This is a genomic window from Aestuariibaculum marinum (assembly GCF_014596975.1).
In the GTDB taxonomy this organism is placed as follows: domain Bacteria; phylum Bacteroidota; class Bacteroidia; order Flavobacteriales; family Flavobacteriaceae; genus Aestuariibaculum; species Aestuariibaculum marinum.
The window spans coordinates 218,011-229,625 of the sequence record NZ_JACVXD010000003.1; the positions used below are offsets into that span (position 1 = coordinate 218,011).

Sequence of the window (11,615 nt, forward strand, 5' to 3'; positions counted from 1 at the left end):
TTGTAGTTACACAACTATTAATTTAGTTTTTGTGAGGATTTAACATAAAAAAGAGGCTCAATGCCTCTTTTAATTTCATATTAGTTGAATGCAGAATCACTTCGTTGTAGCTATTACGGCACCGTCTTTAGCTTTCTCGCCATATATACTCATGGCGGTTTTCGGTTTTAAATGGTCTACTACTTTTAGTTTGTTTTCCTTTGCTAATTTATCTAATGTGTCAAAGTCACTTTCTTTGCCATCAATAATAATAAGTTTATTAGTGTTGGGGTCGTCTATAAATTTAAATTGGCCAGGTTTGCCATGTTCAGGATTAAAAAGCGAAGAAAAAGCCTCAGAATCGAATTGTTCTTCCAGTTGTTTTCTTAACTTATCCATGTCTATGTTTTGGCCATTAAAAGAGAAGCTACCGTTTTCGTTATTAAAAAAGTCATCGAGATTGAAACTTCCAAAGTTTTTCAAGTTCATCCCAGGAATAGAGTCGTTGTCGAAACTAAATAGTTGCATATTAGGCATGTTTGAAAAACCTAAGGCGTTTTGATCTAAACTATTTTTTGATGATATAAATAACGAACTGTTTTTCCTGCCAAACGTAATTTCAGGAATAGGATTCGTACTGGAAAAACTACTAATTGCAGATTGGTTATTATCTGCCCTTAATTCAATTTTAAGACCGGTAATTTCGTTTAACTCATTGCGTTCAATGTTCTTAAAACTGGCTGTTACACCACTGTCTTTCATCATGTTTTTGATATCCTCAAAATCTTTTTCCGATGTCTTTTTGTTAATGGTCGCAATCACATCAGAGTCTTGATTAATAGTTTTGCACAGCAAATTGGATTTTGAAACATTAAACGCAAAACTGTTTATTGAGACAAGACCTAAAATTACAAAAGCGCAAAGGCTTAAACCTAGTTTTAAAGCATATTTAGATTTCATAATATATGGTTTTAAAAGATTCTGATTTAAAGTTAAGACTTAATGTTTTTGCTTGTAAAAGTTTAACCAAACTTTAAAAACAAGTGTTAATAAATGTAAATTTATAAGTTCATAGAAATTAGCGAAACCTTATCTTCGCATAAAATTTATTATATGAGTATACTATTAGTCCTGTTAGGATTTGCACTTTTAGTTATAGGCGGAGAGTTTTTGGTGCGATCGTCGGTAGCTTTATCATTTAAGTTTAATATTTCTAAAATGGTCATCGGAATGACGGTGGTGTCGTTTGCAACTTCTGCACCAGAGTTATTGGTTAGCTTACAGGCAGCCTTGTCTGGGTCTTCGGCTATTGCAATTAACAATGTAGTGGGGTCTAATATTGCCAATATTGGATTGGTATTAGGGTGTACTGCCTTATTAGGATCTATAGCAGTAGATAAGTCTTTTTATAAATTGAACTGGCCTGCTATGATGTTGTTTAGTTTGGTGTTGTATTATTTTTTAAGTCAAGATGGTTTCTTGTCCGCGATCGAGGGTGGTATTTTGTTTGCTGCATTATGGTTGTTTTTAATCGTGTTAATTAAATATGCAGGCAAGGATACCGAAGTAGAAGAGGTAGATGATGCTTTGGCAGTAGTATCTAACTTTAAAATAGGAATATGGTTATTAATAGGAGGGGTAGCACTATATTATGGTAGTGAATGGTTGGTTGAAGGCGCAAAAGATATCGCAAAATCTATTGGGGTAAGCGAAGCAGTAATAGGCGTGTCTTTAATAGCTATAGGTACTAGTGTTCCTGAATTGGCAGCCTCTATAATAGCTGCAGCAAAACAGGAGAAAGCTATTTCTTTGGGAAATTTAATTGGTTCTAATATATTTAATATTGGTTCTGTTCTAGGACTAACAGCCATTGTAAAGCCAATTGAGGTGACTGAACCTTTAATATTGTCAAGAGATATTTTCTGGATGCTTGGTTTTGCTTTTATTTTGCTGCCTCTTGTGTTTGTGCCAAAACGTTTTGAGATCGATAAAATGAAAGGCTTAATCTTGGTTTTGGCCTATGGGATTTTTATGTTTTTATTGTTTAACAATGGAAAATAGGAATAAAGCTATTGATTAAAGAGATATATAATCGTGGTTTAACACGATGTATTTATATAATAAAAAAGGGTTTACAAATTTGTAAACCCTTTTTTATTATGAACAAAGTATAAACTTTATAATTAAATTTTTGCAGACTTAACAGTCTTAATAATTCTAGCTGCAATTTTGTATGGATCACCATTTGAAGCAGGACGTCTGTCTTCTAACCATCCTTTGTATCCTCTTTCTACAGTTGCAATTGGAATACGGATTGAAGCCCCACGGTCAGATACACCGTAAGAGAAATCAGTAATAGCAGCCGTTTCGTGTAAACCTGTTAAACGTTGGTCGTTAAACTCACCGTACACAGCAATGTGCTCATCAACTACAGGACGGAAAGCTTCACATATTTTTTCGTAAGTTGCTTTATCTCCACAAGTTCTTAATGTGCTGTTAGAGAAGTTAGCGTGCATACCAGAACCATTCCAGTCTAAGTCTCTACCTAGTGGTTTTGGGTGGTATTCAATATAGTATCCGTACTTTTCAGTTAAACGGTCTAATAAGTATCTAGCAATCCAGATTTCGTCACCAGCTTGTTTTGCTCCTTTAGCGAATAATTGGAATTCCCATTGTCCACAAGCAACCTCTTGGTTAATACCTTCGAAGTTTAATCCAGCTTCGATACATAAATCAGCATGCTCTTCAACTAAATTACGCCCGTGAGTGTTTAATCCTCCAACAGAACAGTAATATAATCCTTGTGGAGCAGGGTAACCTCCTCTAGGGAAACCTAAAGGTAATTCGGTTTTTGTATCCATGATAAAATACTCTTGCTCAAAACCAAACCAGAAATCGTCATCTTCATCATCAATTGTCGCTCTACCGTTAGATACGTGAGGAGTTCCATCAGGATTTAAAACTTCAGTCATTACTAAGTATCCATTGATACGCTCTGGATCTGGATAAATAGCAACAGGCTTTAAAATACAGTCAGATGAACCTCCGATGGCTTGTCTTGTTGAAGACCCGTCGAAAGACCAGTTTCCTATTTCCTCTAAAGTTCCTTTAAAGTCTTCGTGTTCTTCAACTTTAGTTTTACTTCTCATGTTTTGGGTAGGGAAATATCCATCTAACCAAATGTATTCTAGCTTAATTTTTGCCATAATAAATATTTTATAAAATGATAATATTGATATTTAAGGCAAATATATATTTTTATTTTAGACTTTGTATTTTGTGGGGGTGTTTTCCGAAAACTTAAACTTATTTTTATTTAGACCCTATTTTTTTGAGGTATCCATTAAAAAAACTATATTATTTTATATTAAAACTGAAAAATTCTTAAATGGTAAATAGTACTAAATATTGCCGATATTCTTATTTTTGCGGAAAATAGTTTTAAATATAATAACATTCAGATAATGCCTACATTACGATTTCATGCTATAAAAGAATCGCTGTCTAATAAACCTGTATTGGTTGAAGAGAATGAGCGTCGTTCCAAATTATTTGGTCAGAATGTGTTTAACGAAAACACCATGCGACAATACTTAACTAAAGATGCCTTTATGGGGGTAATGAATGCGGTGAAGTTTGGAAAAAAGATTGATCGTAGTCTCGCAGATCAGGTGTCGTCCTCTATGAAAGACTGGGCCTTATCAAAAGGGGTAACCCACTATACGCACTGGTTTCAACCATTAACCGGGACAACCGCAGAGAAACACGATGCTTTTTTTGAAACCGTAGGAGACGGTATTGCTATTGAAAAATTTGGTGGCGATCAGTTAGTGCAACAAGAACCAGATGCATCAAGTTTTCCGCATGGAGGCATTAGAAATACTTTTGAAGCCAGAGGCTATACAGCGTGGGATCCTACTTCTCCAGCGTTTGTGTACGGTACAACCTTATGTATTCCTACTATTTTTGTAGCGTATACAGGCGAGGCTTTAGATTATAAAACCCCATTATTAAGAGCGTTACAGGCAGTAGATGCAGCAGCAACCGAAGTTTGTAAATATTTCGATAAGAATGTTAAGAAAGTGACATCGTCTTTAGGATGGGAACAGGAATACTTTCTAATAGACAAAGCGCTAGCAACCAGCAGACCGGATATAACATTAACAGGACGTACTTTATTAGGGCATTCGTCTGCAAAGGGACAGCAGTTAGATGATCATTATTTTGGTTCTATTCCTACAAGAGCGTTTAATTTTATGCGTGAGTTGGAAACCGAGTGTGTGTTATTAGGTATACCGGTTAAGACCAGACATAACGAGGTAGCTCCAAATCAGTTTGAATTAGCGCCTATTTTTGAAGAGGCGAATTTAGCAGTCGATCATAACTCGTTGTTAATGGATGTTATGGGGCGAATTGCTTCAAAACACAACTTAAAAGTGTTGTTACACGAAAAACCATTTGCCGGTATTAATGGTTCAGGTAAGCATAACAATTGGTCCTTGTCAACCGATACAGGAGTGAATCTATTGGCACCAGGAAAAACCCCTATGAGTAATCTTCAGTTTTTAACCTTTTTCATTAACACGATTAAAGCGGTGCATGAACATGAAGAATTGTTAAGAGCATCTATCGCTTCAGCAAGTAATGACCATAGATTAGGAGCTAACGAAGCACCACCAGCTATTATTTCAGTGTTTATTGGTCAGCAGTTAACAAAAGTACTTGAGGAATTAGAGGGGGTAACTAAAGGTAAATTATCTCCGGAAGAGAAAACAGAGTTGAAATTAAATGTGGTCGGTAAGATTCCGGATGTGCTTTTAGATAATACCGATAGAAACCGAACATCGCCATTTGCTTTTACTGGAAATAAATTTGAGTTTAGAGCGGTTGGATCTTTAGCGAACTGTGGTAACCCAATGACTATTTTAAATACCATAGTGGCAAAGCAACTTCAGGATTTTAAAGTAGAGGTTGATAAGCTGATTGATAAAAAGGATTTAAAGAAAGATGAAGCGATATTTAACGTGCTTCGGGAGTATATTAAATCGACAAAATCCATTTTATTTGAAGGTAATGGTTATGGAAAAGAGTGGGAGGTTGAAGCTAAAAAGCGTGGATTAAGTAATAATAAAACCACACCAGAAGCACTTAAAGCAAAGATTTCCGATAATACGATTAAGTTGTTTGAGGAAATGAATGTGATGAGTTCTATTGAGACCAAGGCGCGTTACGAAATTGAAATGGAAGCCTATATTATGCATATCCAAATTGAAGGTCGTGTTTTAGGAGATATTGCACGTAATCATATTGTGCCAACCGCGGTAAAATATCAGAATGTATTAATAGAAAACGTAAAAGGGTTAAAAGAGATTTTCGATAAAAAATTTACTACGGTTTCTAAAGAGCAAATTAATTTAATTGAGGAAATATCTAGTCATATAGAGGGGATTAACTCCAATGTGACTAAAATGATTAATGAGCGGAAAAAAGCAAATACGCTAGAAGATGTTGAAAAGAAAGCTTTAGCTTATTGCAATGATGTTAAGCCGTTGTTTGACGATATTCGTTACCATTGTGATAAATTGGAATTATTGGTGGATGATGAAATCTGGCCATTAACTAAATACAGAGAATTGTTATTTACCAGATAGGATTCCATTAAAGAAGTATTTAAATAGAACTTAAAATTAAGATGTGCTTTACGGCGTTTTAATCTTAATTGTCGATAAAAAATCCCGTTTTAATACGGGATTTTTTATTTCAAAGAATTAAATTTGCAGCTCAATACAATACTATGAGTCAAGAAGTTTCTAAACGCTACGCACAACGCGGAGTTTCGGCATCGAAAGAAGATGTACATAATGCAATTAAAAACATTGATAAAGGGCTGTTTCCTAAGGCTTTTTGTAAAATTGTTCCAGACTATTTAACAAACGACGAGGATTACTGCTTAATCATGCATGCCGATGGCGCAGGAACAAAATCATCTTTGGCTTATATGTATTGGAAAGAAACCGGAGATCTTTCGGTTTGGAAAGGTATTGCTCAGGATGCTTTAATTATGAATATTGATGATTTATTATGTGTTGGAGCAACCGACAATATCATGCTATCATCAACTATTGGTAGAAATAAAAACCTGATTCCTGGAGAAGTAATTTCAGCAATCATTAACGGAACAGAAGAGTTAATTGAAGAATTAAAGTCTTTTGGTGTAACCATTCATTCAACTGGAGGTGAAACTGCAGATGTTGGGGATTTAGTGCGTACCATTATTGTGGATTCTACGGTTACAGCACGTATGAAACGCAGCGATGTGGTTGATAATGCAAATATTCAGGCTGGCGATGTTATCGTTGGTTTAGAAAGTTTTGGTCAGGCGACTTACGAGAAATCGTATAACGGTGGTATGGGAAGTAATGGGTTAACATCAGCCAGACACGATGTATTCAATAATTACTTAGCTAAAAAATACCCTGAAAGTTTTGATGCTTCGGTGCCAGAGGATTTAGTGTATTCTGGTAATGTAAAATTAACCGATGCAGTTGAAGATTCTCCAATTGATGCCGGTCAGTTAGTATTATCGCCAACACGTACTTATGCACCAATCATCAAGAAAATTTTATCAGAATACAATAGCGATAAAGTGCATGGTATGGTGCACTGTTCGGGTGGAGCTCAAACTAAAATTCTTCATTTTGTAGATCAGTTCCATATTGTTAAAGATAATATGTTCCCAATTCCGCCTTTATTCAAGTTGATACAAGAGCAGAGTAAAACCGATTGGAAAGAAATGTACCAGGTATTTAACTGTGGACATAGAATGGAGTTATATGTATCTCCTGAAATAGCAGAAGACATCATTAAAATTTCGAAATCATTTAATGTAAATGCACAAATAATAGGTCGGGTAGAGGCTTCAGAAACCAAAAAGCTTACAATAAAAAGTGAGTATGGTGAGTTTAACTACTAAACTTTTTATTCAATGTCGTTGAAATGGAACGGTTATTGATGACAAGTGTATTTTATTAAAGTAAACTAACACAGCTAGTAAAATAAACATCCATATAAAGGTATGTTGCTTTTTATGAGCATTATGTAATGGCACATGAAAAACATTGTATTAATAATTTTTTGTTTCTTTTTTCAAATTATTTCAGCACAACCAGATTCATTATTCTTAAAAATTAAACCAGAGAAATACGAAGGCCCGCAGTGGGTGCAAAAAAACAAAGCTACGGTAGATTTAAGCGAGGTGGCTTTTGTAAACTGGAATGCTGGGGGTACAAATTCTATTAGTGGTTTATTAGGGTTTGAAACGTCGGCTAATTATTCCGATAAATATTTTAACTGGAAAAATAATGCTGTGCTTCGTGTGGGGATGAATAAACAGGAATCGACAGAATTGAGGAAAACCGATGATTTATTTGAAATCAATTCTAACATCGGTTATCAACCCAACGATAATTCCAACTGGTTTTATTCTGCGCGTCTTAATTTTAAAACCCAATTATTTAATGGTTATAAATATCCTAATAAGGATAATCCTATATCGCGTTTTATGGCACCGGGTTACCTCTTCTTTGGGGGAGGTATGGAATATGGTAAGAATATAGATAAAACATCACTTTATTTTTCACCAGTCACAATGAAAGCGACCTTCGTACTTGATGAAGATTTAGCCAATGCTGGGAAATTTGGTGTAGAGCCGGGGGTTTACGATTCAGAGGGAAATTTATTAGTGCCAGGAAAGCGTGTGCGTCGTGAGGTTGGTATTCTTGTGACCAACAGTTATGAAATGGAAGTGGCTCAAAATATAAAGGCAAAACATCAGTTAAGTTTATATTCAGATTATATCAATAATTTTGGTAATGTGGATATCGATTGGAGCTTAGATTTTGATTTTAAGGTTAACAACTTTATTAGAGCTACTCTTGGTTCGCATATTCGTTACGACGATGATATTAAAACTCAAGAAGAAACAGATGTAGAGGGCGAGTATGCCGAAGCTGGAGCAAAGATTCAGTGGAAGCAATTCTTGGGTATTGGGTTTGCTGTAGATTTTTAGGTTTTTTTTTTTTTTTTTTTCGATAATTACTGAAATTTTTGATTAAAATTACTTCGTAATTAGTAGAAAACACGATACTTTTTTCTTTAGATTTTGTAGTTTTTCGCATTTTACAAGGTTTGAATAATGTTTCAAAAATTTGTTAACTTTTTATTGTTGATAAATTTACAAAACTATAATAGTCAATAAGTTGCGTTTTTTTATTGAAAACTTTATGATTTTTATCATGTTTTAGTTTGGAGATTTTTTACGTTATTTGTGGTGTAGAACAAGTAAAAACTTCCATTCCTATGCCTGTAGAAACACAAACTCACCAAAAGCCAACAACTTACACTCAAGACGAAGCATTCGAAGCTTCAAAAATCTATTTTAAAGGGGACGATTTAGCTGCCCGTGTTTGGATTAATAAATATGCCTTAAAGGATTCAGAAGGTAATTTATACGAGAAAACGCCTAACGATATGCACCGTCGTATCGCTAAGGAAATTGCAAGAATTGAAAGTAATTATGCTAACCCACTTTCCGAAGAGCAAATTTTCGATTTAATCAAAGATTTTAAATATATCGTACCACAAGGAAGCCCTATGGCAGGTATTGGTAATCCGTATCAAACAGCATCGTTATCTAATTGCTTTGTTATTGGTAATTCAGGAGAGTCTGATTCTTATGGTGGTATAATGAAGATAGACCAGGAGCAGGTGCAGTTAATGAAGCGCCGTGGAGGGGTTGGTCACGATTTATCGCACATCAGGCCAAAAGGTTCTCCTGTAAAAAATTCAGCGTTAACCTCTACGGGAATTGTGCCTTTTATGGAGCGTTATTCAAATTCTACACGAGAGGTGGCACAAGATGGTCGCCGTGGAGCTTTAATGTTGTCGGTGTCTATTAATCATCCGGACTCAGAAGATTTTATTGATGCAAAATTAGAGCAGGGAAAAGTTACAGGTGCGAATGTGTCGGTAAGAATTGATGATGCTTTTATGAAAGCTGTTAAGGCGGATGGAGAATATGTTCAGAAATACCCAATTTTCAGTGAAAACCCAAAATATAGTAAAACCATTCAGGCCACCGATGTTTGGAAGAAAATTGTACATAATGCATGGAAATCTGCCGAGCCGGGGATTTTGTTCTGGGACACGGTAATTAATGAGTCTGTGCCAGATTGTTATGCAGATTTAGGCTATAAAACCGTATCTACAAACCCATGTGGGGAGATTCCGTTATGTCCTTACGATTCTTGTCGTTTATTGGCAATTAACTTATTGTCTTACGTAGAGAATCCGTTTACGACGCACGCTAAATTCAATTTCGATTTATTTAAGCAGCATGCAGCTATAGCGCAACGAATGATGGATGACATCATCGATTTAGAGTTAGAGAAAATCGATGTGGTTTTAGAAAAAATTGATAACGATCCTGAATTAGATGAGGTGAAAGCTGTTGAGCGTAACCTATGGTTAAATATTAAAAAGAAAGCTGAAGAAGGAAGACGTACAGGTATTGGTATTACTGCCGAAGGCGATATGTTAGCTGCTTTAGGTATTCAATACGGAAGTGAAGCCGGTAATGCTTTTTCTTTAGAGGTGCATAAAACCTTGTGTTTAGAAGTGTATCGTGCTTCAGTTTACACGGCTAAAGAGCGTGGTGCTTTTGCAATTTATAATTCAGAAAGAGAGAAAAACAATCCGTTAATTCAGCGTATCAAGAATGAAGACGAGAAGTTATATTACGATATGTTGGAATACGGACGTAGAAATATTGCTTTATTAACCATTGCGCCAACAGGAACAACAAGTTTAATGACGCAAACATCGTCTGGTATTGAACCTGTATTTATGCCGGTTTACAAACGTAGAAGAAAAGTAAACCCTAACGATAAAAACGTGCGTGTCGATTTTGTTGATGAAGTAGGTGACTCTTGGGAAGAATATGTGGTATTCCATCATCGTTTTAAACAATGGATGGAAGTTAATGGTATCGATACCAGTAAGAACTTTACACAGGAAGAGTTAGACGAATTAATCCAAAAGTCACCCTACTACAAAGCAACATCAAATGATGTAGACTGGTTGAGTAAAGTGAGCATGCAGGGTGCGATTCAAAAATGGGTAGACCACTCGATTAGTGTAACCATCAACTTACCAAACGATGTCTCTGAAGATTTAGTAGGAGAATTATACCTTAAAGCCTGGGAAGTAGGTTGTAAGGGGGTAACTGTTTATCGTGATGGATCGCGTTCTGGGGTTTTAATTTCGAATGACGAAAAGAAGGAAACCGAGAATTCGGAGGTATTAACAACATTCCCGGTAAAACGTCCGGAAGTTTTGGAAGCCGATGTTGTGAGATTCCAAAACAATAAAGAAAAGTGGATTGCTTTTATTGGTTTGATCGACGGTAAACCATATGAGATTTTTACAGGTTTAGCTGATGATGAAGATGGTATTTTAATTCCGCGTTGGGTAAATGAGGGCTTAATCATTAAAGGTAAAAATGAAGACGGAACCAAACGTTACGATTTCCAATATAAAAACAAAAGAGGTTATAAGACGACTATTGAAGGACTATCTTATAAATTCAATCCAGAATTCTGGAACTATGCGAAGTTAATTTCAAGTACGTTACGTCATGGTATGCCAATAGATAAAGTGGTGGACTTAATCAATAGTTTACAATTAGATAATGCGTCTATTAATACCTGGAAAAATGGTGTGGTTCGTGCGGTAAAACGTTACGTTGAAGATGGCACCGAGGCTAAAGGACATGTTTGCGATAACTGTAAATCTAAAAACTTAGTGTATCAGGAAGGCTGTTTAACTTGTACAGATTGTGGCTCCTCAAAATGTGGATAAAAGAATTTTAAAATAAAGAATTTAAAGGAAGTCGGAAGGCTTCCTTTTTTATTGGTTGAGAGTTCCCATACTAAGATAGTTATAGGTTTCTAATTCTTCAAGATTCTTTATTGACTTTGAAGTGCCGTTAAAGATTAGGTATAAGTTATCTGAAACATCAATGACGTCGTTATATCTATGATCGGTTATTATAATTATTTTGTTTTGTTTCTCTTCATTAATAAGCGTTTTAACATGTTCAATCATTAGAGGAGATATACCGTTAAAAGGTTCGTCCAATAATACAATATCACAATGCTTTTTAAGGATTAAATAAATTTCTATAAAGCGTCGTTCACCTCCAGATAATTGATTAAAGTGTTTGTCTTTAAATTTATAAAATTCAGGAAATGCCTTGGCAAATTCAACCCAATTAACTTTAAATAAATTAAAAATAGATATAATTTTTTTTCGATTTGGAATAAAGTCATGCTGAGGAAGGAAAGCGACTGTTTTACTTAGAAATAGAGCTTTTAAAATGTGGGTTCCGTTTATTCGTAATAGTTTGTATTTTGGAGAAAGCGAACCAAAAATAATATTTAAAATACAACTTTTTCCTGAGCCGTTACGTCCTAAAATACCTGTGACTTTTCCTTTTTCCGCCCTTAAATAAGTGGATCCCAAAATGCGTTTCCTTTTAAAATAAAGCTCAACATTGTCTAATTCCAGAACCACATAAA

Annotated in this window: 8 protein-coding genes; 5 read left to right on the forward strand and 3 right to left on the reverse strand. The window is 35.2% G+C overall.

The window, feature by feature from the left end; translation table 11 throughout:
- Positions 1 to 96: 96 nt before the first annotated feature.
- Complete coding sequence (locus tag ICJ85_RS08210) at positions 97 to 939, reverse strand: hypothetical protein (RefSeq protein ID WP_188223310.1); 843 nt, start codon at positions 937 to 939, stop codon at positions 97 to 99.
- Between the two features lie 153 nt (positions 940 to 1,092).
- Between ICJ85_RS08210 and ICJ85_RS08215 the strand changes: the two genes are divergently transcribed.
- Positions 1,093 to 2,040 (forward strand): calcium/sodium antiporter, encoded by a 948-nt coding sequence (locus tag ICJ85_RS08215; RefSeq protein WP_188223311.1) that lies wholly within the window; start codon positions 1,093 to 1,095, stop codon positions 2,038 to 2,040.
- 122 nt (positions 2,041 to 2,162) lie between these two features.
- On the opposite strand, the gene ICJ85_RS08220 is transcribed toward ICJ85_RS08215, so the two are convergent.
- Positions 2,163 to 3,185 carry a glutamine synthetase beta-grasp domain-containing protein gene (locus tag ICJ85_RS08220; protein ID WP_188223312.1) on the reverse strand — a complete coding sequence of 341 codons (1,023 nt, stop codon included), beginning with the start codon at positions 3,183 to 3,185 and terminating at the stop codon, positions 2,163 to 2,165.
- A 258-nt stretch (positions 3,186 to 3,443) separates the two neighbouring features.
- Here ICJ85_RS08220 and ICJ85_RS08225 point away from each other — a divergent pair, with 258 nt between their 5' ends.
- The 4 genes from ICJ85_RS08225 (at position 3,444) to ICJ85_RS08240 (ending at position 10,896) form a co-directional block, all read left to right on the forward strand.
- Positions 3,444 to 5,630, forward strand: coding sequence for a glutamine synthetase III family protein (locus ICJ85_RS08225; protein WP_188223313.1), 2,187 nt, complete (start codon positions 3,444 to 3,446; stop codon positions 5,628 to 5,630).
- A 143-nt stretch (positions 5,631 to 5,773) separates the two neighbouring features.
- A complete protein-coding gene (locus tag ICJ85_RS08230; RefSeq protein ID WP_188223314.1) occupies positions 5,774 to 6,952 on the forward strand; it encodes an AIR synthase related protein in 1,179 nt (392 codons plus the stop codon).
- A 135-nt stretch (positions 6,953 to 7,087) separates the two neighbouring features.
- Positions 7,088 to 8,047, forward strand: coding sequence for a DUF3078 domain-containing protein (locus tag ICJ85_RS08235; RefSeq protein ID WP_188223315.1), 960 nt, complete (start codon positions 7,088 to 7,090; stop codon positions 8,045 to 8,047).
- 290 nt (positions 8,048 to 8,337) lie between these two features.
- A complete protein-coding gene (locus ICJ85_RS08240; protein ID WP_188223316.1) occupies positions 8,338 to 10,896 on the forward strand; it encodes an adenosylcobalamin-dependent ribonucleoside-diphosphate reductase in 2,559 nt (852 codons plus the stop codon).
- Positions 10,897 to 10,944: 48 nt separating this feature from the next.
- Here ICJ85_RS08240 and ICJ85_RS08245 read toward each other — a convergent pair whose 3' ends face one another.
- A complete protein-coding gene (locus ICJ85_RS08245) occupies positions 10,945 to 11,559 on the reverse strand; it encodes an ATP-binding cassette domain-containing protein (RefSeq protein WP_241739514.1) in 615 nt (204 codons plus the stop codon).
- Positions 11,560 to 11,615 lie beyond the last annotated feature (56 nt).